Below are 23,955 nucleotides of genomic sequence, written 5' to 3'. Positions count from 1 at the left end.
GGATCACCTCTCGTGTGATGACTCGTGTGGCACGTGTGGCTCGTAGGACTTGTCAGGCTCGTGGGACCTGTGCGGCTCGTGCGGAGGGGGCGGCTGGTGCAGAGGCGCCTGCGCCTGCGCACGTGAGCGGCGCTCCGCCGACCCCGCGATCACCGCCACCGCCGCACCCGTGGCGGCGAAGCCCGCCGCCAGGGCCGCCCAGCCCCGCTGCCCGTTCTCGGTCACCGCCCAGGTGATCAGCGCCGGGCCGGCGGCCGAGGCGGCGCTGGTGCCGAGTTCGTAGACCGACAGGTAATAGGTGCGCCCTTCCGGCGGGGAGAGCGCGTACGACAGGCGCCAGGCGCCGACCGACTGCCAGATCTCGCCCAGCGTCAGCGTCACGGTGGCGGCGGCGACCAGCGCCCCCGCCGTCCAGGGGCCGACGCTCGCGGTCAGGGCCGTCAGCAGACAGCACGCCGCCAGGCACCAGCCCGACCACCGCTGACGCCGTGCGGCGGCGCGCAGGTCGTCGGCGCCGCCGCTCAGGCGCACCTGGAGCAGGACGACCAGAGCGGTGTTGAGGACGACCAGTCCGCCGAGCACCCAGGGGGGCGCCTCGGTCCTGGTCGCGATCCAGAGCGGAAGCGCGGCGCCGAGCAGCACCGAGTGCAGGAACAGCACTCCGTTCAGGAAGGCCAGGGCCAGGAAGCGGGGGTCCCGCACCCGGGCCGCCGGCCTGCTGTCCCGGGCGCGCACGGAGCGGGCGTTGGCCGTGGCCGGCAGGCGGGACAGCACGGCCGCGGCGGCGAAGAAGGTCGCGGCGTCGGCGAGCACCAGGGCGGAGAACGCCGTGCCGCTCTCCGTCGCGAGGACCAGGGAGGCGAGCACCGCGCCCGCGCTGAAGCCGACGTTGCGAACGGAGGCGATCACCGCCATGGTCCGTACCCGGGTCGCGTCGGTCTCGACGGTGCCGACGATGCCCTGGATGATCGGTCCGCCGCCCCACTCCGCGATCCCGATGAGGAAGGCCACCACGTAGAAGACCTCGGGGTCGCGGGCGAAGGGATAGACGCAGAAGCAGGCGCCGCGCCACAGGTAGAGGGCGACGATGGCTCGCTTGCCGCCGATCCGGTCGGCGAGCCGGCCCACCGGGACCAGGCCCAGGAAGCCGGCCAGCCCGGTCAGGGACAGGCCCACGCCGACCTGGACGGCGGACAGACCGAGGACCCGGGTGAAGAACAGGGCCGAGCCGGCGAGGAAGAGTCCGGTGCCGAGGGAGTCGACGAGCGACGCCGCGACGAGCCTGCGGGCGCTGCCGCCGGCGGGCAGCCACGACCGGAGTGCGGCCTTCGGGTCCATGGGTGTCTCCTGCGGTCGGCGGTCAGCGGTCGCGTTCGGCGCCGATGCCGACGAAGCACATCAGGGCCGCGGTGGTGCCCCGGTTGTGCCAGGTGTGGCGGGTGCCGAGTTGGACGACGCAGGTGCCCGGGGTGATCAGGACCTCCTTGCCGTCGTCGAGTTCGAGGTGGAGCTCGCCCTCCAGGCAGATGCCGTAGTCGAGCGTGTCGGTCGTGTGCATGCCGGAGTCGCCGGGCTCGAAGACGTCCAGCAGGCCGGGGAGGCGCTCCTCGACCTCGGCGGCGAGCTCGTCCGGATCGCCGGCCGGTTCGGGCGCGGATGCCTCGGGCTCGTAGCGGGCGAACAGCAGTCGTGTGCCGCCGTTGCCCGGGAAGAAGGGCAGGGTCTTCGGCTCGGGCAGGCCGTTGCCGACGCGGGCGCCGCCGTCCTCCGTACCCCAGGCCAGGTAGAACCGCGAACCGGGCCAGGCGCCGACAGAGGTGGCCGGGACGGGTTCGTCGGCGGCGACCACGGAGGTGCCGTCGGCCGTGCGCGCGGCCACGACGAGGCGGGGCTGAAGGGTCATCGGGGGTCCTCTCCGGGTTCCACCGTCACCGACGCGAAGAGGTCGGTGAGGAACCGTTCCAGTACGGCTGTGGGGGCGGGGCCGACGACGCCGGCGAGGGGGATGTCGGCGTCCGCGTAGGTGACGGCGGTCTTGACGGGTTCGTGCGGGGCTCGCTGCACCCAGCGGCGGACCACGGGGTCGTCGCGGAAGGGCTTCTCGCCCTCGATCCGGCAGTAGGCGGAGCCCAGCGTGTGCCCGGGTACGACGAACCAGCCGTACCGCTCGTCGGGTCCTGCGTCCGGGGCGGCGGGCGCGTCGACCGGTTCGCCGGCCAGGAGCCGAAGTTGGGCGGACGCCAGGTGGACGCCGGTGGCCAGCTCGAAGGTGTCGGCCACGTCCGCGCCACCGACGCGCGCGCCCACCTCCAGGAACACCGGGCCCTCGGGGGTCTCGATCGCCTCCAGGTGGAAGGGGCCGTCGGTGATGCCGACCGCGCGCAGGCAGGCGAGGGTGAAGTCGACGGTCGCGGGCGGGGTGTCGATCTGCACCGAGCCGAGAGGCGCGCCCTCCGCGTAGCCCAGGCAGGTGCCGATGTACCGGCTCGCCCGGACGGCGAGCGGGCGGCCCGCGGCCACCGCCCCGTCGATGTGCAGGATGGGTCCCTCGACGAACTCCTCGATCTCGAAGTCGTCGACGTCCACGCGCACCGAGCCCTCGCGCACGGCGGCGAGGGCGGCCTGCGGCGTCGGGTACGTCGTGATGCCCTCGCTGGAGGCGCCCGCCAGCGGCTTGAGGACACTGCGGCCGCTCCAGTCGACGTCCGACGCGAGCGCCTGCGCCAGCGGGGCGTAGCGCGGTGTCCTCAGTCCCGCCGCCGCGACGGCGGCCTTCATGACGACCTTGTCCCGGGTGGGCAGCACGTCGGCCACGCGCGGGCCGGGGACGTCCAGGGCCTCGCGGACCTGAGCCGCGGGCAGCAGGTCGTACTCGGACAGCGCGACGACCAGGTCGGGCCGGCTCAGGCCGGAGACGGCCGCGAGGACCTCGGCCGCCGTGTCACCGCTGCCCGGGCGTTCGATGCGGCGGGCCCGGACGTCGGCGGGGAGGGTGGCGAGCCGGTCGGGGGTGCTGACATAGGTGACCTGGTGCGTGTCGTGGTCGATGTTCTCGGCGTAGCGCACGAACGAGTCGGGCACGCGGTGCATGACGAGGATGTGCATGCTCACGAGCCCTCTACGGTCAGCCGGAGCGCCCGCTGGGCGTGGTCGAGGGCGGCGCCGCAGTCCTCGGCGGTGGCCGCCACGGCCGTGGCGAGGGCGATGCGGCCGTCGATGAGGCCCTTGCGGGGCGGCGAGACCACGTCTCCCGGGCCCACCAGCGTCTCCAGCCGGTCGAGGGCGGCGGGCACGTCGCCGCGGTCGAAGTCCACCGAGCCGACCGTCGTGTCGTCGGCCGGCGGGTAGAAGAAGCGAATTCCGGCGTACGCCTCCCTGGTCGCCCCGGTGTCCGGAACCGCGCCGCAGGCCACGTCGGCCGCGGCCAGGCCGGGGTCGATGCCACAGGCGCGCATGCCGAGGTAGGGGATGAGGTCGCCGCCGAGCCGCCCGTTGACCTCGATCAGCTTCGGGCCCTCGGGGGTCAGCCGGAGCTCGGTGTGGGTCCAGCCGTCCGTGACGCCGAGGACGCGGTGGATGTCGGTGAGCACGCGCACCAGGTCCGGGTCGGTGAGCAGCGGGTCGGCGGCGCTGACGCGGTGGCCGGTCTCCTCGAACCAGGGCGGGAAGCCGACCTCCTTGCGGCCCACGAAGACGGGCGTGAGGCGGCCCTCGTGCACGACGGAGTCAACGCTGACCTCCGGTGCGTCGAGGTACTCCTCGACCAGGACCAGCTCGGCGAAGTCGGGGTTGTGCGGGACGTGGACGTCGCGCGTGGCGTCGAACTGGTCGGCCAGTTCGGCCGCGTCGTGGACCAGGACGACGCCCTGGCTGCCGCCGGCGGCGCGCGGCTTGAGCACCACCGGCCAGCCGAGCTTGTCCGCCGCGGCGAGCGCCTCGTCGACACTGCCGACCAGGGCGAACTCCGGCTGGGGGAGGTTCGCTTCGGCGAGCGCCGTGCGGGTGGCGTACTTGTCCCGGCAGCGCCGGACCGCGTCGGCCGGGGTGCCCGGCAGGCCGAGTTCCTCGGCGACCAGGGCCGCCTGCACGATGTGCTCCTCATGCCAGCTCATGACCCCGGACACCGGCTGCTCGGCGGCGATGCGCCGGGCCGCCTCCAGCACGGACCGGGCCCCGGTGTCGGGGACGACCGTGTGGCCGGACAGGTGCGGCAGCTCCCAGGTGGGCTCGGCCGCGTCGATGAGGTGCACGCGGTAGCGGGTGGCGATCGAGCACAGCAGGTACGCGCGGTACCGCTCGAGGCCGCTGGTGATCACCAGCAGCAGCGGCTTGTCGTCGGGTCGCGTCATGCGCAGACGTCCTCGCAGAGAAGAAGGTCGGTTCGGGTCAGGCCCTCGCGGAGGCGGACCAGCGCCTCGCGCATCAGCGGCTTGTCGTGGACGAGCGCGACGCGGAGGTGGCCGGCGCCCGGGTTGACGCCGTCGGGCCCGTCAGCCGCCAGGTAGCGGCCGGGCATGACGGACAGCGCCTGGTCGCGCCACAGGTGCCGGGCCGCGTCCTCGTCGTCGGCGACCGGCAGCCAGAGGAAGAACCCGGCGTCGGCCCGGCGGTATCCGGGTACGGCGGCCAGGATCGTGTCGGCGAGGGCCCAGTTGGCGGCGAGCTCCCGGCGGGCCCGCTCCACGTGAGCGTCGTCGTCCCACAGCCGCGCGGCGGCGGCGCACACCGGCAGCGGGGTCGAGACGCCGCACACCCGGTTGTACCGGGCGTAGTCGGCCACGGTTTCGGCGTCTCCGGCCGCGAAGCCGCTGCGCAGTCCCGGTGCGCCGGACCGCTTGGACAGGCTGTGCAGCACGAGGAAGCGCCCGGGCGCCGGCGCGGCCCGCTCCACCAGGGAGAGGTATCCGGCCGACGGGCGGGAGAGCGACAGGTCCGTGTAGCACTCGTCGACGACGAGCAGGGCGTCCGCGGCGGCGGCACCGCGGGTGGCGGCGCGCAGGAACTCCTCGCCGAGGATCTCGCCGCGCGGGTTGCCGGGGTCGCAGACGATGACCGCGGCGACGGGGGCGCCCGCCGTCGCGACGGCGTCCTCGACCGGGGCGCCCCGGCCGCGGGGGTCGTAGAACACCGGGCGTGCCCCGGCGGGCACCGTGGCCGCGTGGTAGGTCGGGTAGAACGGGTTCGGCATGACCACCGCGGCCTCGCCGCCCGCCCGCCGTACGCGCTCCACGGCACGGGCGACGGCCACGGCCAGGGCCTGCTTGGTGCCCGGCGTGGGCTCGACCGCGACGGTGCCGCGGTCGAGGAGCTCCCGCACGCCGAACCGGCGGCGCAGCCAGCCGGTGTACGCCGTGCGCAGCTCGGGTGTGCCGCCCAGGCGCGGGTAGCGGGTCCAGCCGTCGGTGTCGGCGAGGAGCGCGGTGTCGACGCCGCCCGCACCCAGCCGGGACTCGCCGAGGTGGAGCTGGACAGGGGCGAGTCCGGGCGGGGTGGTGATGCCGTGCTGGAGCGCGCGCAGCCGGGCGAAGGCGCTGGCGACGTGGCCCATGGGTCAGTCCCGCACCAGGTCGTTCAGGGCCGTCTTGCCCCGGGTCCGCTCGTCGGCGTACTTCACGATGACCGCGGCGTACGTCGACAGTTCCGGGCGGCGCGGGTCGGTGCGGGAGCCGGGGAGGACGACGGCGTTCTCCGGGACCTCGCCGCGGGTCACCTCGCCGGTCGCGCGGTCCACGACCGGGGTGGAGGCGCCGAGGTAGACGCCCATGCCGATGACGGCACCGCGCCGCACCCGCACGCCCTCCGCGATCTCGCTGCGCGCGCCGACGAAGACGTCGTCCTCGATGACGACGGGGCTGTCGCCGATCGGTTCGAGGACGCCGCCGAGTCCGGCCCCGCCGGAGATGTGGCAGCGCTCCCCCACCTGGGCGCAGGAGCCGACGGTGGCCCAGGTGTCGATCATCGTGCCGGCGCCGACATACGCGCCGATGTTCACGAAGGACGGCATGAGGACGGCGCCCGGGGCGATATGGGCGCCGCGCCGGACGACCGCGCCCGGCACGACCCGGATCCGGGCCTTCTCGAAGTCCGGTTCCTGCCAGTGCTCGAACTTCAGCGGGATCTTGTCGTAGCTCTTGGGCCGGCCCGCCCCCGCGTCGGCGACGGCGTTGTGCCCCAGGGGGAAGGAGAGCAGGATCAGCTTCTTGACGAAGGGGTCGGCGGCCCAGGAGCCGTCTGCCCGGCCCGGCGGGTTCGCGGCGCGCAGTTCACCGCGGTCGAGTGCGTCGAGGCCGGCCTCGATGTGCGGGGCGAGCCGGGCGAGTTCGCTCTCGGTCAGCTCGCCCCGGCGCTCGAAGGCGTCCTCGATCAGCGATCGGGAGTACATGGGGAACACTCCTGTCATGCGTGCGGTGCTCGGGGAAGGACGGGCCCGGGCCGGGCGGGAACGGTGCTGACGTAGTCGTCGTAGGTCTCGGCGCGGCGGATCTCGACGACGTCGCCGTCCCGGGTGAGCAGGAGCTCGGCGGGCCTGAGGCGCCCGTTGTAGGTGAAGCCCATCGCGTGGCCGTGCGCGCCGGTGTCGTGGACGAGGAGGACGTCCCCCTCGCGCGGGTCGGGCAGCGGCCTGTCGATCGCGAACTTGTCCATGTTCTCGCAGAGGGAACCCACGACGTCGTACGGCGACAGCGCGCGGCCCTCCGCGAACGGCAGGGTGATGTGGTGATGGGCGCCGTAGAAGCCGGGGCGCATGAGCGCGGACATCGAGGCGTCCACGCCGACGAGCTCGCGGCCCTTGCTGCACCGGTTGATGACGGTGGTCACGAGGACACCGTGCGGGCCGGTGACATAGCGCCCGCACTCCATGAGGATGCGGGGCGCGGAGCGCGGGAAGCAGCGGCGGCGGGCGGCGAGGATCGCGTCCGCGTAGCGGCGGAAGTCGAACGGCCTCTCCTGTGTGCGGTACGGGATGCCGAGGCCGCCGCCCACGTTGACGTAGTCGAGCTCGATGCCGGTGTCGGCGGCGACCCGGGCGCCGAGTTCGATCACGTCGGTCGCGGCGCGTGCGGCCCGGTCCACGTCCAGTTCGTTGGCGCAGATCATGCCGTGGATGCCGAACCGGCGGACACCGCGCGCCCGGGCGTCCCGGTAGGCGTCGGCAAGTTGCTCCGCGGGCACCCCGAACTTCGTGGCCCGCGCGTCTCCCATGAGGCGGGAGCCGGCCGACAGGCCGTGCGGGGAGACGCGGAAGGCGACGGTGTCCGGCAGCGGGTCGGCCTTCGCCAGGAACGACCGGTCGTCGAGGGTGATCAACGCACCGCTCTTCAGGGCGAGTTCGTACTCCTCGCGGGCGGTGTTGTTGGAGGTGAACACGGTGTCGCCGGGTCCGGCGCCGAGGCTGCCCGCCAGCTCCAGCTCCACCGGGGAGGCGCAGTCCAGGCCGCTGCCCTCGGCGAGGAGCAGGGAGAGGATGTGCGGGTTGGGCAGCGCCTTGACGGCGAAGTACTGGCGGTACGGCTCCCCTTGGAAGGCGTCCGTCATACCGCGGTAGGTGTCGACGATGCCGGCGGCGTCGTAGATGTGGAAGGGGGTTCCGTAGGCGGCCACCAGGTCCTTGAGCAGCGGCCTGAGGCGGGCGGAGAATCCCTCTGCGATGGGCACGGGGTCCCTCCTTTACGGAACGCGCGCGATGCAGATCGTGCGGTTGCGCATGCCGCTGACGGGACGCAGGTAGGGGAAGTAGTAGCTCTCCACGGGCTGGTAGCCCCGCTCCGCGAGGCGGTCGCTGAGGTAGTCCTTGGACACGTACCAGAAGTCCGCGACCCGCTGGTGCGGGGCGAAGGGCACCTTGGTGTCCGGCGGGGCGTCGTTGGAGAACACCACGTAGGCACCGGACTTGAGGCCGAGGTCGGCCAGCTTGTCCAGGGCGGGCCCGGCCTCTCGTTCGGCGTCGAAGAGGTGGCCGAGGAAGCCGTCCGCGTAGATGACGTCGGCATCGGCGACGTCCGCCGGGTGCAGGGTGTAGTAGTCGGCCGTGAAGGCGTCGACGCCTTTCTGCCGGGCCAGTTCGACGGCCTCCACGTTGAAGTCGATGCCGCGGACCTTGCGGCCGAGGTCGACCACGACGCCCTCGACGGCGGCGTTGCCGCAGCCCAAGGAGAAGACGGTCGCCCCGTCCTCGGTCAGCGAGAGCAGTTTGAGCGCCATGTGCGAGCGGTACTCGGGCACGTACGTGGACGGCGTGACGGAGTCGTTGAACGCGCCGCCCTTCTCCCAGATGGCGTATATGTTCGCCTCTTCGCCGTCGGTGGAGCGCTGCACCGTGTAGTAGTCACGCATCTGGGCAAGGTCCTGGTTCGCCTCAGTGATCATCGTGTCCCGCTTTCAGGAGTGAGAGGTGGCGGCGGTGTGGAGGTGCTCTTGCGTGTACTCGACGGACCGGAAGGGCTCCGGGCGGAGCTGCTCGACCAGCGCCGCGAGCGGGCCGGCCGTCGACGGGCCGTAGTTCTCGTAGAGGCGGACGGCCCGGCCGGCGTCGGTGGCGAGCAGGGTGTCGGCCAGGACGCGGGCCAGCGAGCGCAGACCCGCCAGGACGACGTCCGGCCGCCCCGTCAGGCGCGGGCTGTCGGTCAGCTCGAGGGCCCCGAGCTGGACGAGGTAGGACAGCTGGAGGAACATGCCGTCGCTGTCGGGGAAGTGGCCGAGGCCGCGGTCGGTGTACCGCAGGCACTCCGCCAGGTAGTACGCGACGCAGTCGGCCGGGTCGATGCCCAGGCGCGGGGCCCAGACGTCGGCGAGGATCAGGATGCCGAACACATCGGCGGCGACCTCCTGGAGGACCACCGAGGCCCAGCGGTCGGCGGCGTTGAGCTCGGTGTAGTCGGTCGCGGGCCGGTGGACGAAGTGGCCGAGCTCGTGGCTGAGCACCCCCAGGGTGGGGATGGCGGCGAAGCGGGCATGGGCCGGGTCGAAGCGCACGCCGAGGTCGAGGAACCGCTCGGCGAGGGGCGCGGAGACGGTGTCGAGCAGCGCGCGGTGGGTGTTGGCGAAGTAGTACGTCTTCTTGAACGGCGAGTACTTCACCCCCTCGTCCTCGGGGAGGAAGTAGGCGATGTGCTTGGGGTGCAGGTTGCCCTCGCCGGCCATGAAGAACAGCTCGGACGCCCCGAAGGCCGGCAGGTCGCCCAGGCGCAGGTCCGGGTGGAGCCGGCGCACCTGGGCGGTCGCCTCGTCGCGGTGGGCGAGGGCGTCGGTGACCAGGCGCTGGCGCTCGGCGTCGGCACGGCAGCCGAAGGCGGTCGGCAGGCCGCGGACCTCCTTGCCGTACCAGGTGGATATCTGGCCGGCCACGACCGTGAACTCCTCCTCCAGAGCGGCGAGTTCCTGCAGGATGTCGTCGTCGTAGCCGTCCTGGACGGCGTTGGCGCGCAGTTCGGCCGCCCGGCGGTCGGCCTCGCCCGGCAGGTGCTTGGCGACGTCGCGCACCGCCTCCGCGATCGCCAGCGGGTCGTTGAAGCGGCGGCGGGCGGGTACGCCGATCTCCTTCACCCGATGCCACTCGGCCTCCACGGCGGCCTTCAGGTCCGCCAGGGCCCGGCGGAACCCGTCGCCGAGGGCGGGAGTGGATCCGGCGAGGTCCAGACAGCCCAGCGCGTAGGACCCGGCCGGCGGCCAGAAGGCGCTGCGGTAGGTGCGGTACGAGCCGGCCCTGCCGAGATTGGACGCGTGGTCGAAACGGTCCGCCGTGAGATTTTCAGGCATGGGAATTCCCGTTCTGGAATCGAACTCTGGTGACTGAGCGCGGGGGAATCGGCCTCGGCCCCGCAGTGGCGGCTACGCGCGGGTCCGCTCCTTGTGGTCCGCCAGGACGAGGGCGGCACCCTTCTCACCGATCATCATGCTCGCGGCGTTCGTGTTGCCCGAGACCATGGCCGGCATGACGGAGGCGTCGATGACGCGCAGACCGTGCACGCCCTGGACCCGCAGCCGCTCGTCGACCACCGCCATCGGGTCGTCGCCCATACGGCAGGTGCCCACCGGGTGGTACGAGGTGTCCCCGTGCTGCCGTGCGTAGGCGAGCAGTTCGTCGTCGGAGCGCACCTCGCTGCCGGGCATCAGCTCGAACGCGCGGTAGTCGTCCAGGCTCGGTCCCTCGACGATGCGCCGGCCGATGCGCATGCCCGCGATCAGTGTGGCGCGGTCCGCCTCCGACTCCAGGAAGCGGGTGCGGATCGACGGCGGGGTCAGCGGTCTGCGGGAGCGGATGTGGATCGACCCCTTGGACTCCGGGCGCAGCGGGTAGACGCCCAGGGTCATGCCGGGGGCCGTGTCGAGGCGCCGGCTGGCGCCGCCGCCGTAGCTCGCCGGGGCGAAGTGGAACTGGAGGTCGGGGCGGGTCAGGACCTCGTCGGAGCGGACGAAGCCGTGGCCGAGGGCGATCGGCAGACTCAGCAGGCCACGCCGTTCGCGGACGTAGCGGACGGTCTCGCGGACCAGGCCGAGGCCGCGGGAGCGCTCGTTGAAGGTGATCGGCCGCCGGACCCGCCAGCGCAGGCGCGCGGCGAAGTGGTCGCGGAAGTTCTCGCCGACGCCCGGCAGATGGTGCACGACCGGCACGCCCACCTCGGCGAGGAGCTCCGCGGAGCCGATGCCGGAGAGCTCCAGCAGCTGCGGGGACTGCACGGCTCCGGCGCTGACGATCACCTCGTGGCCGCAGTCGGCGGTGTGCTCGGCGTCGCCGCGCCGGTAGCTGACGCCGACGCACCGCTTGCCGTCGAACCGCAGGCCGGTGACGTGCGCCTCGGTGACCAGCGTGAGGTTCGGGCGGCGCCGGGCAGCCTTGAGGTAGGTGCCGGCCGCCGAGGAGCGCCGTCCGCCCTCGTGGTTGACCTGGTAGTAGCCGAAGCCCTCCTGGTCGCCGGAGTTGTAGTCCGGGTTCTCGGGGTAGCCGGCCTTGACTGCGGCGGCGAGGAAGGCGTCGGTCAGCTCGTCGCGCTCGCGCGGCAGTCCGACCGCGATCTGCCCGGCCCGGCCGCGGCTCGCGCCCTCGATCCCGGTGACCCGCTCCATGCTGCGGAAGTACGGCAGCACGCCCTCCCAGGACCAGCCCGGGTTGCCCAGGCGCTCCCAGTCGTCGTAGTCCTCGCGCTGACCGCGGACGAAGATCATGCCGTTGATCTGGTTGGAGCCGCCGAGGAGGCGTCCGCGCGGGATGCTCACGCTGCGGCCGTCGAGGGAGGGGTCGGCGTCGGTCTCGAAGCACCAGTCGTACTTCGGGTTGCCCATCAGCACGGTCTCCGCGGCGGGGACGGTGAGCAGCGGGCTGCGCCGCTCGCTGCCCGACTCCAGCAGCAGCACCCGGATCGACGGGTCCTGCGTCAGCCGTCCCGCCAGCACACAGCCGGCCGCGCCCGCGCCGACGACGATGTAGTCGTATCTCACCGGTGCTCGCCCCCTCACGCGGCCTCGGCCGCGGCGGCCGGGCGGCGGCCCGTGATCGTCGTCGTCCGGTGCAGCAGCCGGCGGTGGTTGACGTGGTCGTAGGGCGTGGCGCGGTGCATCGCGCTGCGGTTGTCCCACAGGACGATGTCGCCGACCCGCCACTGGTGGCGGTAGGTGAACCGCGGCTGGACCGCGAACTCCTGGAGGAAGGTGATGAGCGGCGCGCTCTCGTCCTCGGACATGCCTTCGATGCGCCAGGGCACGTTGCCGCCCGCGTACAGCGCCTTGCGGCCGCTCTCCTCGTGGACGCGCACCAGCGGATGGGACACGTCGGCCCATTCGGCCCGCTCCCGCTCCGTGGGCGCGGGGCGGTCGGGGTAGTTGTACGGCCGCGACTGGACACGGCTGATGACGACCCTCAGGTCCTCGATGCGTTCCTTGACCGCCGGGGGCAGCGCCTCGTACGCGGCGAACATGTTGCCGTACCAGGTGTCGCCGCCCTCCGGCGGGATCTCACGGGCGTACAGCATCGAGCCCACCGGCGGGTCGGTGAGGTAGGCGCCGTCGCTGTGCCACACGCGGCCGCTGTAGGCCGAGCCGATCGGCTTCCCGTCCTTGGTGAGGTTGGACAGGATGAGGATCTCGGGGTACTCGGCGTCGTTGAACTGCGAGCGGGTGTAGGCGAAGACCTCGCCGAAGCGCCGGGTGAACGCGATGTGCTGGGCCGGGGTCATGTCCTGCCCGCGGATCAGCAGGATGGTCGTGTCGATCCAGGCCTGGTAGATCCGGTCGAAGTCGCGGTCGGACAGCGGCCGGGTGACGTCGACACCGCGGACCTCCGTGCCGATGCCGTCGGTGATGGGGACCAGTTCAAGCATGAAGGGGGACTCCCTGGGGATTCTGTGTCGGTACGTCGGATGGCCGGGTCAGGGCAGGGACACCTGGCACTCGTCCATCCAGTGGCGCATTTCGACGAGCTGGATCAGCAGGGCGGCCTGGTTCGAGCCGCCGGGCAGCTCCCCGTGGACCGCGCCCGCGGAGATCTGCCGGATCAGCCCGTTCATCCGGTCGGTGTCGAAGAGCGGCTTCAGCGGCGAGGCCTCGTCGTTGACGATCCAGGTCGCCTCGCGCACGAGGGTCCGGTCGTAGGCGGGGTTCTGCACATGGGGGTAGGCGCTCTTCTTGCGGTTCACCGTGCTCGGTGGCAGGACGTCCGCCATGGCCGCCTTCAGCAGGCCCTTCACGCCGCCCCGCGACTTCAGCTCCCAGGGCACGTTCCAGACGTACTGGAGGAGGCGGTGGTCGCAGAAGGGCACCCGGACGTCGAGTCCGTGGGCCATGCTCATGCGTTCCTTGCGGTCCAGGATCACCGAGAGCGGGCCCGACAGGCCCAGGAAGAAGACCTCGCGCATCCGGGCGTCCTCGGCGCTCTCGCCCGGCAGCCGCTCCACGCTCGCCAGCAGCTGGGCGTAGCGGGCGCGTTCGTCCTCCTCCGGGTCGATCTCGGCGAGCAGGTCGGGCGCGAGGTAGCGGGAGAGCTTCGGGCCGTCGAAGAGCCAGGGGAAGCGGTCGGCGGCCAGGATCTCCGGCTTGAAGAAGTACGGGTATCCGCCGAAGACCTCGTCGGCGGCCTCGCCGGTCAGGGCGACGGGGCAGTTGTCCCGGATCTGCTGGAAGATCAGGTACATCGAGGCGTCGAACTGGCCCCAGCCCGGCAGGTCGCGGGCGCGCCGGGTGGCGGGGATGACGTCCAGCAGGTCCTGCACCGAGGCGGTGAGCGTGGTGTGCCGGGTGCCGATGAAACCGGCGGCCTCGGCGGCGTAGGGAGCGTCGATGTCGGGGCGCAGCTCGGTGGCCACGAAGTGCGCCGGGTCGCTCTCGAACTGCACGCAGAAGGTGGCCAGTTCGTGCGCCGGGTCCTCCTTGCGCAGGGCGCTCGCGGCGAGGGCGGCGACGGACGTGGAGTCGACGCCGCCGGAGAGCATCGCGCCGAGCGGGACGCCGGTGGTGAGCTGCCGGCGCACGGTGTCGTCGAGGAGTTCACGCACCCGGCGGGCGGTCTCCTCGAAGGAGTCGTGGTGCGGCTCGCTGACGAGCCGCCAGTAGCGCCGCCGGGTCAGGCCCCGCTCCCCGTACGTCAGCACATGGGCGGGCGGCACCTCGTACAGCCCCTTCAGCGGGGTCTCGCCCGGCAGGGCCAGGCGCGGCTGCAGGACGACGGGCAGCGCCGACATCTCCAGGCGCGGCCGGAACAGGGGGTTGGCGATGATCCCCTTGGGCTCGGAGGCGAAGAGGAGGCCGCCGTCGTACGCGTGGTAGTAGAGCGGCTTGACGCCGATCCGGTCGCGGCCGAGGTGCAGGCGCCGGGTGCGGCCGTCCCAGATCGCGAAGCCGAACGCCCCGTTGACCCGCTCGACGAAGTCGGTGCCCCACAGCAGGTAGGCCTTCAGGAGGGCCTCGGCGGTGGAGCCGTCGCGCAGGGCGCCGCCGGCCGCCTCGATGTCGCGGCGCAGCTCGTCGCCGTTGTAGACCTCGCCGGTGTGCGCCACGTACACGGTGTCGCCGCCGGTGCCGGCGCTCGCGGGCCGTACGTCGTCGGGGCGTCCGGTGGCCAGGCCGCGGTGGCCGATGGCGGCGTGCTCGCCGATCCAGACGTCCTGGGTGTCGGGGCCTCTGTGCCGCATCGTCTCCGTCATCGAATGCAGCAAGCCGTGCTGATCGCCCAGATCGCGCCGGAAGTCGATCCAACCCACCACGCCACTCATTCAGTTCACCTCCAGAGCTACGAAGAATTCTTCAAACAGTGCGGAAAAACGCCGGACTTTGAGAGAGCGGGCAGCGTGCAAAGCACTCGGAACTGCGCTGTGCGATGGAATTCGGGAATCTCTTCCCGGCCGAATTCGGCGCCTGGAACGACTGTGCCAGAAGGAGTGCCGCCGCAGATCTCCCGACTGTGGTCATCAAGCTGCCTGGCAGCTTGATGACCACAGAGACAAATCAGACATCGTTGGGCCGGAGGCGGCCCTCGTAGGGCAGCGCGATGCCGCCGGTCACCCCGGCGGGCAGCGCGGGCCGTGCCGGGGTCACCGGGACGTGCCGGCCACCGCGCGCTCCCGGGGTCGCCCGACGAGGTCCGGATCCAGCATCGTCGGAGTCTCGTCGCCGCGCCCCATGAGCCAGGTGAGCAGCGGGCCGGTCATGACGGTCGTGACGACGGCCATGACGACGAAGAGCGAATAGAGCCGCTCGTCGAGGAGCCCCGCCTCGAGACCGACGCCGAGCGCGACGAGTTCGGTGAGCCCGCGGGTGTTCATGAGGCTGGCCAGCACCGCGGAGCCGCGGGCCGGGAGCCCCTGGGAACGGGCGCCGAGCCAGGTGCCGGCGAACTTCCCGGTGACCGCCACGACCATGATCCAGCCGAGCTGGACGAGGCCGTCGGCGCCGATGCCGGACAGGTCCACCTTCAGTCCCGCGACGATGAAGTAGACCGGCAGCAGCAGCGCGGTCATGGGCTCCGTGTACCGCAGCAGGCCCTCGTGGCCGGCGTGGTGCAGCCGGGGCATGACGAGCCCGAAGAGGAACGCGCCGATCACGAAGTGCAGGCCGAGCAGCTGGGTCACGGCGGCGGAGCCCAGGGCCCCGGTGACGACGACGGTGACGTCGCCCGCCGACAGGGGTGCGTCAGTGCCCCGCCGGGTCAGGAACCGGGCCAGCAGCGGGCGTACGCCCAAGGCGAGCGCCAGGCCGTACGGGACGACCAGCAGCACCCTCCACGGGTGCGCTCCGCTCGCGCCGGCCAGGGCCTGGAGGCCGGCCAGCGTCGTCCATGCGGCGAGGTCGCAGAACGCCGCCGCGGACAGGGCTACGGCGCCGAGCCAGGTGCCGTTCATGCCGCGGTCGGCGAGGATGCGGGCGAGGACCGGGAAGGCCGTCACCGACACCGCGACCCCGATGAACAGGACGAAGGCGAGGTGGTCGGCGGTCGCGTAGGACCGCAGGAGATACGTCCCCAGCAGGACGCCGAGGGCGAAGGGCACCAAGGTCGAGCCGACGACGGCGGCCCCGGTGACCCGCCCGGAGCCGCGCAGCCGGCCGAAGTCGAACTCCAGGCCGATGACGAACATGAACAGCACCAGGCCGAGGCCGGCCACGGCGCCGAGGTACGGCCGTATCTCCGCCGGGAAGAACGTGTCCGCCACGGCTCCGTCGAGAAGGGTCGGGCCCAGCAGCACCCCGGCCGCGATCTCCCCGATGACCGACGGCTGGCCGAGCCGGCGGGCGCACCACCCGGCGACCCGTGCCACCGCGACGATCAGGGCGATGTCGGCGAGAAGGACCGCTGTCTGGAACTCCGTCATGCTCTCCCCCCGGCTCCCGCGACGGCCCGCAGCCGGGGCAGCAGCTCCTGCTCGGCCCGCTGGAGCCCGAGGGAGGCCTCGGCCGTCCACCGGGCGTCGACGGCGCCCGTCACCTTGGCGAGGAGCAGCTGGTCCATCACCTCGGCGCTGCCCCGCACGATCCGGTCGAGGAGCTCCTGCACGGCCGCGTCACCTGCCGTGTGCCGCAGGTACTCCCTGAGGCCGATGCGCGAGCCCTGGTAGAGCGAGAACGCGTCGTGCAGGGACGCGATGGCGCGCTCCGGCGCGATCCACCGGCAGGACAGGAGGTCTGCCACCCCGGTCTGCAGCGCATGGCTGTCCTGGTACCGGTCCAGGAGGGCGGCGAACGCCTCGCGGGTGCCCCGCTCGGCCTGCGCCGGGTCGAAGTCCTTGGTCGTGTAGTACCTGACGCGGCGCAGTTCGTTGTTGTCGAAGGCGGCCGCGATCACGTCCTCGGGGTAGGTGTACGAGCACAGCAGGCTCGCCGGGTTGTCGTCGACGACGTGCCAGCGGGCCGTGTCCGCGTCGTGGCCGGTGAGCACGATCGAGTGGACCAGGTGCCTGGTGCGGTACTCGGGGCAGTGGGGCCAGTAGAAGACGTCGCCGACGAGGATGGCGTACCCCTCCTGGGCCACCACGTCGAGCAGCAGGCCGCGGGCGTCGGCGTACGAGTCGAACTCCGCCTCCTCCTTGACGATGCCGATGCGCGCCAGGTCGTCCGGGTCGAGGAGGTCGCTGTCGAAGGAGTACTTGGGGCGCTGTTCCCTGATGACCTGCCGCAGGATCTCGTCCGTGCTGACCAGGCACCGGAAGAGCAACTGGTGCACGGGATGCCCGCGTTCGGCGAGCATCACCAGGGACTCACGCTGGTAGCAGTTCAGGAACAGCCGGCTGTACAGCGTTCTGTCGTAGGGGTAGGGAATGTCTTTCATCAACCGTCCCCTTCGGGATGGGCGCTAGAGAAGGCGCGTCATGAACGCGCTGTTGGGGTCTTCCTTGTAATCCGCAAAGGGAGCGCAGTAGGTGAAGTCGAATTTCTCGTACAGCGCGCGGGCCGGGGCGAAGAATTCGGTCGAGCCGGTTTCCAGGCTGAGCCGGAGATACCCCATGCGGCGGGCCTCGGAGATGATGTGGGCCAGCAGCTTCGACGCCACGCCGGAGCGCTTGCGGGCGGGCTCGGTGCGCATCGACTTGATCTCCGCGTGGCCCGCCTCGATGCGCTTGATGGCGCCGCAGCCGACCAGGGTCCCGGCGTCCCGGGCGGTCCAGAAGGTGACGTCCGGCACGCGCAGGGCGTCGAGGTCGAGGGCGTGCTTGCTCTCCAGCGGCGTGATGGACCGCATCTCCTGGACATGGGCTGCGAGGAACTCGGCGATGTCGCGCCCGGAGAGGTCGTCCACTGAGATCTTCATCCGTCTCACCCTTTGCTGTGTTCGTCCGGTTGGTTCAGGCTCCTGCGAGCAGTGCGCAGGCGAAGAAGCCGGGCGCCGAGGACTGGGCCAGATACGTCCCGCCCGGGCTGATCCCGACCTTTTCGTGGTAGTCGGCCAGGTTGATCATCCAGTCTGAATTGCCGCAGTGACCATAGGCCTCCAGCGGCCCGGCGAAGTGCAGTTGCTCCCGGCCGATGCCGGCGATGGTGGCGTTGAACAGCGCCACCGGCCGGTAGAGGTTGGTCGGGAAGACCTTCGTGACGTCGGACGGCACGAGGTCCCCCTCACCCAGGGCCGCGGCGAGGGAGGACTGCGCCACCTGCTGCCGCGACAGGAACGAGTCCCGGCCGAGCAGGCCCGCGTGGTCGACGCCGACGGCGGCCGACCGCAGGCGCACCAGACCGTCGCTGCGGGTGATCAGGCAACTGGCGACGGCGTCGCTGAACAGCGCGAACGACCTGACCCGGTCGGCGTCGTCGGGGGTGAAGTCGAGCGAGACGAGGACGACGTTGCGCACGCCGTCGTCGGCGAGCAGGTCCCGAGCGTGCCGCAGTGCGGCGAGCGAGCTGCAGCACTGCTGGAAGGAGACCATCACCGGTACGCAGTTGACCAGGCCCAGGGAACTGAGGACATGGGCGGCGAAGTCGGGTCTCAGCGAGCCGATCCGGGCGTCGCTGGTGGCGAAGACGATGCGGTCGACGTCCGCCGGGCGGACGGATCCGTCCCGCAGGGTGGTACGCACCGTGTCGATCACGTAGTCCTCGACGGGGCCGGAGAACCTGCGGAAGGTCCGGCAGCCCATGGAGGTGAACTCGGCGTCCGGCGACTGCTCGCGCCACAGCCGTTCGAAATCCGGTATGTCCTCCGGCTTCTGCTCCACGGCACCGAAGGTGCACGCGAAGGCGCCGAGGCCGATGTGTTGGTGGTCAGTCACTGTCTTCCGTTTCCGTCGGCCCGCACCCTGCGGCCGAGGGGGACGGCCGCCGGGTGGGGGAGCACGGTGCGACGGGCATCACTGCGCCGCGGCGAGGGCGCTCTCGTCGATCTCGCGGATGACAGAGACGATGCCCTCGACGTCACCCAGCCTGGACACCCATTCGGGCCGGAGCTGCACGCTGTCGTTCGCCCGCTCCTTGATGTAGTTCACCAGGACGAGAATGATGTTCAGGGAGCTGATGCCCAGTTCGTCCCGGGTGGTGGCCCTGGCGACGTCCTCGTGCGTGATGCCCTGGGTCATGGGCTGGGTCTGGAGGAAGTCCGCGAACTTCGTGCGGTAGTCGTCAGCGCTCATCGGTCTCGACCTTCTTGAAGGGGACGCCGTTCAGGTTCTTGTCGTGGATACGGTTGTGGCCGTACTTGTCCTCGCCGGAGACCAGAACGCTGCCGTGGTAGTCGAGGCTGATCGTGTCGCCGAACTCGCTCAGGCTGTCCACGTTCTCGTAGACCTTCACCGACGGCGCGACATAGCGCGAGGCGTAGCCGAGGCGGGTGATGTCGCTGACGTTGGGCAGGGAGCCGTGGATGCACTTGGCCAGGAAGATGACGAACTGGCCGGGCTTCATCTCCATCTCGAAGACTTCTTCGTCGTCCGGGTTCCAGTCCTTGTCGAGCTGGAGCTCGGAGTAGTCGTAGCCGAAGAAGTCGTGGGACTTGCTCTCCACGTCGTAGGTGAGCTGCTTGGACTCGTCGTAGTACCACTTCTTGTGGCTGCCGGGGATGTAGCGCAGGCAGCCGTTCTCCTTGCCGGCCGGGGAGAACGCGGTCCACACGGTGAGTTCCTGCGTGTACATCTCGCCCTCCTCCGTGTACTTCAGGGAGGGAGTCGCGTCCGTGGTGGTATCGCCGACCACGAAGGTCTCGACCTGGTGCCAGCCGGTGCCGGCGTCGCCCGGCGCCTTCTTGAAGATGTTGGACTTCCAGCACAGGATGTCGTCGCCGATGAGGCTGCGCAGCTTGTGCACGATCTCCGGTCGGCTGATGTGCGCGGACAGCGTGTCGCAGTCCAGGTGGCGGTCGTAGTTGATGACCGTCGAGTTGTGCGGCTTGTTCTGCGAGGTGACCATCTCGATCATGGCCTGGTTCCACAGCAGTGGAGCCTCTTCCTCGGCGTAGAGGTCGAACGGGCCGACGAAGCCGTTCTCCTGGAAGAACTCGATCTGCTCGTCGGTCAGGCCGAGGAACTGGGTCTCGGTGGCGCTTTCAGACACGTCGCTGCCCTTCTGTAACCGGGAAAGGAATGAAGCGGTGGTGGAGCGGGGTGGTGGAGGGGGTCACGCGGCGGCCGGCGCGGAGGACTTCAGCTTGTTCTTGCCGAGCAGCCGGGCCGCGTTCTTGTGGAAGAAGAGGTCCCGGTCGGCGTCGGTCATCGACTCCGGGAAGGCCCCTTCCTTCTCCAGCTTCTCGACCAGGCTCACCTGGCGTCCCTGGAGCCGGAACACCGGCCAGTCGGTGCCGAAGAGGATCTTGTGGTTGATGCCGCGGCGGAACAGCGTGTTGAGCGCCGCGGTACCGAAGGCCTCGTAACCGCTGACGTCCACATAGATGTTGGGACGGTTGTTGCACAGCATCGCGACCTCGTCGGGGTAGTGGACGCTGCCGTGCGCCAGGACGAAGTCGATGCCGGGAAAGTCCTTGGCCGCCCTGTCGACGTAGATCGGCTGGGCGATCTCGAAGTCGAGGACCGGTGAGGTGGCCCCGATGTGCGACAGCACGGGGAGCGAGTACTGCGCGCAGATCTCGTAGTACGGGTACAGCAGGTCGTCCGAGAGCTTGTATCCGCACGGCGGGTACAGCTTCATGCCGTCGAACTTGTAGTCGACGATGGCCTTCTCGAACAGCGCGAGACCGTCGTCGCCCCACCGCGGGTCGACGCCCACCAGTACCCGGAACCGGCCGGGATGGCGCTCCACGACGGCCTTGTGGTGGTCGATGAGCTCCTCGATGGTGTGGGTGCTGTCCTTGAGCGCGTAGGTGAAGTCGGGCAGCAGCAGGACGGATTCGGAGATGCCCGCCTCGTCCATCTGCTTGACCAGCTCGTCGCAGAGCGGGTCGGTCAGCGTGCCCGCGTGCATACGCGCGACGTTCGCCCGGGACACCGGCAGGCCCTTGCCCGCCAGCGCCACCGTCATGTTGTCGACGACGCCGTCCTGGAACGACCTCGGAAAGCACATCTCGGAGGCGATGTGGGTGTGGAAGTCGATGATCGTCTGTGTCTCGTTCATGCCACGCGCCCCTCAGCCCTGCCGGACGATGTCGATGATGTCCGAGACGAATTCGGCGGCGACGAATCTGTCGACCTGACCGAAGGCGTCGATGCCGGTGTTCTCCTCCAGGACGAAGACGATGCTCATCAACGCGAGGGAGTCGACTCCCAGATCGCCTCTCAGGCTCATGTCGGGGCGGATTCCGCCCTTGGCCGCTTTCTTCGGGATGACGCTCGCGATGATCGTGCAGATCTCTTCGTCGCTCACTTGACTCGTGTTCAACGTCCCACTCCGGTCCGATCGGCGAAGACCCTTCGCATGACCGCGTTTCGGTCGATCTTGAGATTTCTCGTCAGCAGGCCTTCCTCGACCGTCAGCTCGGCCGCCGGCCGGAAGACGGTCTCCGAAATCCTGTAGGCGGATTCCCGCTTCTTGTTCGCCTCGTCCAGGTACGCCTCGACCTGCGCCACGTACTCGGCGGACTGCTCGTCGTCGAGCCAGACCACGCAGGTCAACAGCCCGCCCCCGCCCGGCGAGGCGACCATGGCGCGGGTGCCGGGGCAGGCCTTCTCCACGCCCAGTTCGAGTTCCTCGGGGTTGATCTTGACCCCGCTGCGCGTGATGATGACGTTCTTCTTGCGGCCCCTGAGCCGCAGGAATCCCGCCCGGTCGAACTCCCCGAGGTCGCCGGTGGCGATCCGGTCGCCGCCCAGGAAGACCGCGTCCTGCGTCTCCACCCCCTCGAACACATAGCCGAGGCACTGCGGATACCGGGTGCGGACGGTGACCTCGCCGTCGTCGGCGACGTCCACATGGATGCGGTCCACCGGGCGGCCGGCGCTGCCGGTTCTGTGCCGCCCCGGGAGGTTGAAGGCGATCCAGCCGATCTCGGTGCTCCCGTAGACCTCGAAGAGCGGTGCGCCGAGCCGCTGGAACAGCCGCACGGTGCGCGGCGGCACCGGAGCCGAGCCGGTGAGCATCAGCCGCGCCCGCGAGCCGTACATGCCGAGCCACTTGTGGCCCAACCGCGCCCGCAGCCGACGGCTCGCCCCGCCGGGGGCAAGCGTGTGCAGGGCCGTCGCGAGGAGATACGGAAGCCTCTCGCGCAGGCCGGCGGAGCCGACCCGGTTGGCGGCGGCCTCGAAGAAGGAGGGCGGCCCGAGGACGATCGTCGGCTCGAACTCCCTGAGCTTCTGGAACATGCGCTCGGGCGCGACGACCGTCACGTCGGTGCCGTACCTGACCGCCGTGTAGAGCAGGTACCGCTGCTGGAAGTTGGAGAACGGCATGACGATCAGCACATCGTCGTTGCTGGTGAGCCGCCATGCCTCCGCGGATGTCCGCATGGTGTTCTCGACCCCCTTCGCGGACATCAGCAGGCCCTTCTTGCTGCCTGAGGTCCCGGACGAGAAGGCGATGGAGAAGACGTCCTCGGACAGCGGCTGCCGACCGCCGCGCGGGACATCTCTCGGGACGAGCTTCAGCGGGCCCTGCCCGAGGACCGCGATGCCGTCCGGCAGTCCGGTCTCCGACGCGAGCGGCTGGGTCGTGAGGACCGCCGAGAGCCCGTATTTCCCGGCGAGTTCGTCCACCGCCGCGGCACTGGTCCGCTGTTCCAGCGGCAGCGCCACCGGGATGGCGCCCAGGCCCAGCAGGGCCAGGTCGGCGAGGACCCACTCGTAGGAATTCGGGCCGGTGATCCCCACCAGGTCGCCGGGCTCGATTCCCGATTCCCGCAACTCGGCCATGAGTTCCAGGACGTCTTCGTGGACTTCCGAGAAGTTCTTGCTGACCAGTTTTCCGGCGACGGACATGAATCGCATCCGGCGTTCGGGATGCTCCGTCAGACTCTTGTACAGATCATTGATCGACGACGACACGAGACTTAACCCCAGCCGGTGTCGCCGGTCGGGGCGGTGGTCGCGCTCACAACGGTTTCGTGCTGCTGGGCCGCGATGACTCCCGCGCCACTCAGAACAGCCATGACGATCGCGATTCCCGAAACAGTCGCTCTGCCGAAGCGATTCACTTTCCTGCCCTCACTCATTCCGTTGCCGCGCCTTGTTTCCGGTTCTCGCGAATTCCGCCGCACCCCGCTGCGGACCGCGAACCGATCTGTCATCAAAGTGCCAGGGCGGCGGGCCGGATGGTGGAGAAAAGGTGGAGCATCAAGCTGCATGGCAACTTGATGCCCAACGGGAGAAAACGGGCATTCATCGCAAGCGGTGGATCAATCGGGCTGCGAAAGCAAGGGGCTGCCGGGCCCTCAGAGCCGGCGCGTCGCCGGGATCACTCGGAGCGCTCCTGAAGGGCGAGCAGATAGCCGGCCTGGAAGCGGCTCTCGGCGTCGAGAGCCGTCATGATCTCGGCGACATGGCGGCGGCAGGTGCGCACGGACATGCCCAGTCGGCGGGCCACGGCCGCGTCCGTCATACCGGCCGTGAGCAGCCGGACGATGGCGTCCTTGAGGTCGTCCATGATCTCCGGCTGGGAGTCGCCCTCGGCCTCGAAGGGCTCCGCCGTCAGCCACAGCCGCTCATAGGCCTCCACCATGAACGACACGACATGCGGGTTGCGGATCACCACAGCCCTGTTCGGATTGCCCGGCGTCGCGAACATCGCGCACTCCCGGTCGAAGATCAGAAAGCGCATGAACTGGTCGTCCAGGGTGCGCACTTGGGCACCGAGGCGGCTCACCTGCTCCACATAGGACTGGGTGCCGCGGCTGGAGCGGGCGGTGTGCTGGTAGAGGATCCGCATCTCCACGCCCCTGCGCAGGGTGTCGTAGTCCCGCGGCGCGGCCTCCACCAGCACGTCCTCGCGGCGGCCGCCACCCGGCTGCGCCGTGAGGATCTCCTTGCGGCTCTTGGCCGACAGGTCGGCTATGGCCGCGCGCACGTCGTCGAGGTTGTCTATGAGCTCGATCTGCCGCCGGTTCTCGCGCGCCAGCAGGCTGGCGTCGAAGACCGGTGTGAACGACACGAGCCGCCGCCGGATCTCCTCCACACGGGCGCGCCGGGCGCGCAGTTCGGACTCCAGGGGGAGGAGCACCCGGGTGGTCGCCTCGTCGGGCGACACCGCGACGAACCCGCTCCCCGGGCGGTTCAGCAGCAGCCCCAGCGCGGACAGTTCGGCCAGCGCCTCGCGGACGTCACCCTCGCAGATCCCCAGTTGGGCGGCCGCCACCTCGACGTCCAGCGCGACCCCGTCACAACGAGTGGCGTCGAGCATGAACTCGTACACCCGCCGCAGAAGCCCGCTGTCCAGGAAATCCCCCGGAACATCCGTAAGTGTCTTCACCTGCGCCCTCTCTCCCCCTGGCAACTTGCTGCGCTGCAGCAACCGGTCCCCAGGACGATAAGGGGCTGGTGAAGATCCTGTTAAGGCGTCGTCCGACAGGTGGACGCGCCACCGCACAATGCCCTCGCGCGGACATAACCGAGGGGACCGCGAGAAAAACACCAGAGTCCGGCAGGGAAAAGCGGGAAAAAATCGACTCGCAGC

22 protein-coding genes are annotated in these 23,955 nt (G+C 70.6%); all 22 read right to left on the bottom strand.

All coding sequences use genetic code 11. The annotated features are described in order from the left end of the window. Positions 1 to 3 precede the first annotated feature (3 nt). The 22 genes from AB5J49_RS26850 to AB5J49_RS26745 all read right to left on the bottom strand — a co-directional run bounded on the left by AB5J49_RS26850 (position 4) and on the right by AB5J49_RS26745 (position 23,751). Positions 4 to 1,338: an MFS transporter gene (locus tag AB5J49_RS26850; RefSeq protein ID WP_369171302.1), complete on the bottom strand. Its 1,335-nt coding sequence runs from the start codon at positions 1,336 to 1,338 to the stop codon at positions 4 to 6. A gap of 22 nt (positions 1,339 to 1,360) precedes the next feature. Further along, positions 1,361 to 1,903, bottom strand: coding sequence for a cupin domain-containing protein (locus AB5J49_RS26845; protein ID WP_369171301.1), 543 nt, complete (start codon positions 1,901 to 1,903; stop codon positions 1,361 to 1,363). Beyond that, entirely contained in the window at positions 1,900 to 3,105 is a 1,206-nt protein-coding gene (locus tag AB5J49_RS26840) for an acetyl-CoA carboxylase biotin carboxylase subunit family protein (RefSeq protein WP_369175272.1), read from the bottom strand. Before AB5J49_RS26840 ends, AB5J49_RS26845 begins: the two co-directional genes overlap by 4 nt. A gap of 2 nt (positions 3,106 to 3,107) precedes the next feature. After that, positions 3,108 to 4,349, bottom strand: a complete 1,242-nt coding sequence (locus AB5J49_RS26835; protein ID WP_369171300.1) for an acetyl-CoA carboxylase biotin carboxylase subunit family protein — start codon at positions 4,347 to 4,349, stop codon at positions 3,108 to 3,110. Then, on the bottom strand, positions 4,346 to 5,548 hold the full coding sequence (locus tag AB5J49_RS26830; RefSeq protein WP_369171299.1) for an aminotransferase class I/II-fold pyridoxal phosphate-dependent enzyme: 1,203 nt from the start codon (positions 5,546 to 5,548) through the stop codon (positions 4,346 to 4,348). The genes AB5J49_RS26835 and AB5J49_RS26830 overlap by 4 nt, the downstream gene beginning before the upstream one ends. Before the next feature lie 3 nt (positions 5,549 to 5,551). Further along, on the bottom strand, positions 5,552 to 6,382 hold the full coding sequence (locus AB5J49_RS26825; protein ID WP_369171298.1) for a 2,3,4,5-tetrahydropyridine-2,6-dicarboxylate N-succinyltransferase: 831 nt from the start codon (positions 6,380 to 6,382) through the stop codon (positions 5,552 to 5,554). Between the two features lie 14 nt (positions 6,383 to 6,396). Then, a complete protein-coding gene (locus tag AB5J49_RS26820; RefSeq protein WP_369171297.1) occupies positions 6,397 to 7,656 on the bottom strand; it encodes a diaminopimelate decarboxylase in 1,260 nt (419 codons plus the stop codon). A 12-nt stretch (positions 7,657 to 7,668) separates the two neighbouring features. Continuing rightward, entirely contained in the window at positions 7,669 to 8,367 is a 699-nt protein-coding gene (locus tag AB5J49_RS26815) for a class I SAM-dependent methyltransferase (protein WP_369171296.1), read from the bottom strand. 12 nt (positions 8,368 to 8,379) lie between these two features. After that, positions 8,380 to 9,756, bottom strand: a complete 1,377-nt coding sequence (locus AB5J49_RS26810; protein WP_369171295.1) for a hypothetical protein — start codon at positions 9,754 to 9,756, stop codon at positions 8,380 to 8,382. Between the two features lie 72 nt (positions 9,757 to 9,828). After that, the gene (locus tag AB5J49_RS26805) at positions 9,829 to 11,436 is read right to left on the bottom strand and encodes a GMC family oxidoreductase (RefSeq protein WP_369171294.1); all 1,608 of its coding nucleotides are present in this window, start codon (positions 11,434 to 11,436) and stop codon (positions 9,829 to 9,831) included. A gap of 14 nt (positions 11,437 to 11,450) precedes the next feature. Further along, the gene (locus AB5J49_RS26800; protein ID WP_369171293.1) at positions 11,451 to 12,314 is read right to left on the bottom strand and encodes a TauD/TfdA dioxygenase family protein; all 864 of its coding nucleotides are present in this window, start codon (positions 12,312 to 12,314) and stop codon (positions 11,451 to 11,453) included. Between the two features lie 48 nt (positions 12,315 to 12,362). Further along, on the bottom strand, positions 12,363 to 14,201 hold the full coding sequence (gene asnB, locus AB5J49_RS26795) for an asparagine synthase (glutamine-hydrolyzing) (protein ID WP_369171292.1): 1,839 nt from the start codon (positions 14,199 to 14,201) through the stop codon (positions 12,363 to 12,365). A gap of 318 nt (positions 14,202 to 14,519) precedes the next feature. Next, positions 14,520 to 15,794: a cation:proton antiporter gene (locus AB5J49_RS26790; RefSeq protein WP_369171290.1), complete on the bottom strand. Its 1,275-nt coding sequence runs from the start codon at positions 15,792 to 15,794 to the stop codon at positions 14,520 to 14,522. Beyond that, positions 15,791 to 16,747, bottom strand: a complete 957-nt coding sequence (locus AB5J49_RS26785; protein ID WP_369171289.1) for a hypothetical protein — start codon at positions 16,745 to 16,747, stop codon at positions 15,791 to 15,793. Before AB5J49_RS26785 ends, AB5J49_RS26790 begins: the two co-directional genes overlap by 4 nt. A gap of 24 nt (positions 16,748 to 16,771) precedes the next feature. Continuing rightward, positions 16,772 to 17,227, bottom strand: a complete 456-nt coding sequence (locus AB5J49_RS26780) for a GNAT family N-acetyltransferase (protein WP_369171288.1) — start codon at positions 17,225 to 17,227, stop codon at positions 16,772 to 16,774. Between the two features lie 34 nt (positions 17,228 to 17,261). Then, positions 17,262 to 18,182 (bottom strand): hypothetical protein, encoded by a 921-nt coding sequence (locus AB5J49_RS26775; RefSeq protein WP_369171287.1) that lies wholly within the window; start codon positions 18,180 to 18,182, stop codon positions 17,262 to 17,264. A gap of 78 nt (positions 18,183 to 18,260) precedes the next feature. Then, positions 18,261 to 18,539: a hypothetical protein gene (locus tag AB5J49_RS26770; RefSeq protein ID WP_369171285.1), complete on the bottom strand. Its 279-nt coding sequence runs from the start codon at positions 18,537 to 18,539 to the stop codon at positions 18,261 to 18,263. Further along, entirely contained in the window at positions 18,529 to 19,455 is a 927-nt protein-coding gene (locus AB5J49_RS26765; protein ID WP_369171284.1) for a chlorinating enzyme, read from the bottom strand. The genes AB5J49_RS26770 and AB5J49_RS26765 overlap by 11 nt, the downstream gene beginning before the upstream one ends. Before the next feature lie 63 nt (positions 19,456 to 19,518). After that, entirely contained in the window at positions 19,519 to 20,469 is a 951-nt protein-coding gene (locus AB5J49_RS26760) for an amidohydrolase family protein (protein WP_369171283.1), read from the bottom strand. Positions 20,470 to 20,481: 12 nt separating this feature from the next. After that, a complete protein-coding gene (locus AB5J49_RS26755; protein ID WP_369171282.1) occupies positions 20,482 to 20,718 on the bottom strand; it encodes an acyl carrier protein in 237 nt (78 codons plus the stop codon). A gap of 11 nt (positions 20,719 to 20,729) precedes the next feature. Continuing rightward, positions 20,730 to 22,265 (bottom strand): AMP-binding protein, encoded by a 1,536-nt coding sequence (locus AB5J49_RS26750; RefSeq protein ID WP_369171281.1) that lies wholly within the window; start codon positions 22,263 to 22,265, stop codon positions 20,730 to 20,732. A 475-nt stretch (positions 22,266 to 22,740) separates the two neighbouring features. Then, the gene (locus AB5J49_RS26745) at positions 22,741 to 23,751 is read right to left on the bottom strand and encodes a LuxR C-terminal-related transcriptional regulator (protein ID WP_369171280.1); all 1,011 of its coding nucleotides are present in this window, start codon (positions 23,749 to 23,751) and stop codon (positions 22,741 to 22,743) included. Between the last annotated feature and the right edge of the window lie 204 nt (positions 23,752 to 23,955).

This window comes from Streptomyces sp. R28 (assembly GCF_041052385.1).
Lineage (GTDB): Bacteria > Actinomycetota > Actinomycetes > Streptomycetales > Streptomycetaceae > Streptomyces.
Note: the sequence above shows the minus strand (reverse complement) of the source record. Positions and strands in the feature narration are given on the sequence as shown.

What these genes read in the sequence shown, in the direction of transcription:
- AB5J49_RS26850 (WP_369171302.1), bottom strand. Translation starts at nt 1,338, where the DNA reads ATGGACCCGAAGGCCGCACTCCGGTCGTGGCTGCCCGCCGGCGGCAGC.
- AB5J49_RS26845 (WP_369171301.1), bottom strand. Translation starts at nt 1,903, where the DNA reads ATGACCCTTCAGCCCCGCCTCGTCGTGGCCGCGCGCACGGCCGACGGC.
- AB5J49_RS26840 (WP_369175272.1), bottom strand. Translation starts at nt 3,105, where the DNA reads ATGCACATCCTCGTCATGCACCGCGTGCCCGACTCGTTCGTGCGCTAC.
- AB5J49_RS26835 (WP_369171300.1), bottom strand. Translation starts at nt 4,349, where the DNA reads ATGACGCGACCCGACGACAAGCCGCTGCTGCTGGTGATCACCAGCGGC.
- AB5J49_RS26830 (WP_369171299.1), bottom strand. Translation starts at nt 5,548, where the DNA reads ATGGGCCACGTCGCCAGCGCCTTCGCCCGGCTGCGCGCGCTCCAGCAC.
- AB5J49_RS26825 (WP_369171298.1), bottom strand. Translation starts at nt 6,382, where the DNA reads ATGTACTCCCGATCGCTGATCGAGGACGCCTTCGAGCGCCGGGGCGAG.
- AB5J49_RS26815 (WP_369171296.1), bottom strand. Translation starts at nt 8,367, where the DNA reads ATGATCACTGAGGCGAACCAGGACCTTGCCCAGATGCGTGACTACTAC.
- AB5J49_RS26810 (WP_369171295.1), bottom strand. Translation starts at nt 9,756, where the DNA reads ATGCCTGAAAATCTCACGGCGGACCGTTTCGACCACGCGTCCAATCTC.
- AB5J49_RS26800 (WP_369171293.1), bottom strand. Translation starts at nt 12,314, where the DNA reads ATGCTTGAACTGGTCCCCATCACCGACGGCATCGGCACGGAGGTCCGC.
- asnB (WP_369171292.1), bottom strand. Translation starts at nt 14,201, where the DNA reads ATGAGTGGCGTGGTGGGTTGGATCGACTTCCGGCGCGATCTGGGCGAT.
- AB5J49_RS26790 (WP_369171290.1), bottom strand. Translation starts at nt 15,794, where the DNA reads ATGACGGAGTTCCAGACAGCGGTCCTTCTCGCCGACATCGCCCTGATC.
- AB5J49_RS26785 (WP_369171289.1), bottom strand. Translation starts at nt 16,747, where the DNA reads ATGAAAGACATTCCCTACCCCTACGACAGAACGCTGTACAGCCGGCTG.
- AB5J49_RS26780 (WP_369171288.1), bottom strand. Translation starts at nt 17,227, where the DNA reads ATGAAGATCTCAGTGGACGACCTCTCCGGGCGCGACATCGCCGAGTTC.
- AB5J49_RS26770 (WP_369171285.1), bottom strand. Translation starts at nt 18,539, where the DNA reads ATGAGCGCTGACGACTACCGCACGAAGTTCGCGGACTTCCTCCAGACC.
- AB5J49_RS26760 (WP_369171283.1), bottom strand. Translation starts at nt 20,469, where the DNA reads ATGAACGAGACACAGACGATCATCGACTTCCACACCCACATCGCCTCC.
- AB5J49_RS26750 (WP_369171281.1), bottom strand. Translation starts at nt 22,265, where the DNA reads ATGTCCGTCGCCGGAAAACTGGTCAGCAAGAACTTCTCGGAAGTCCAC.